Source organism: Yersinia pekkanenii, assembly GCF_001152565.1.
GTDB classification, from domain to species: domain Bacteria; phylum Pseudomonadota; class Gammaproteobacteria; order Enterobacterales; family Enterobacteriaceae; genus Yersinia; species Yersinia pekkanenii.
On the sequence record NZ_CQAZ01000226.1, the window covers coordinates 1 to 414 of the forward strand.

Below are 414 nucleotides of genomic sequence, written 5' to 3' on the forward strand. Positions count from 1 at the left end.
TAGCGGGCCGTCGATATCCACGCCGGTGCCATTGGTGGCATTACCGGTTAAGCTGGTGTTATCGAGGACATTGTTGCCCTCCAACTGCACACCAGTGCCATCTTCGCCAGTGGCATTGCCGCTCACCGCCAACAGATCGTCTGCGCCGCCACCGGTCAGCGCCGCATTCGGCGCCACATCCACCCCCGTGCCGTTAGTGGTATCGCCGTGCACTGCGCTGCCGTTGTTGCCGCTCAGGTTAGCGGCGATCTCCACCCCCTTGCCGTCCGGACTGGTGCCATTGAGGGTAGCGTTATCCAGTTGGGTATCGTCATCCACTTTAATACCTGACCCAGTGTCGGAGGTGCCGTTCACCGTGCCGTCAGTGATGGCACCACTCAGTTGCACGCCATCACCTTCCGTGGCTTTGCCGTC

The 414-nt window shown here is 61.1% G+C and carries 1 pseudogene; it reads right to left on the reverse strand.

Features of this window, described 5'->3' with window-relative positions:
* Positions 1-414: pseudogene (locus tag AEP37_RS26895) on the reverse strand (hypothetical protein); the annotation flags it as partial.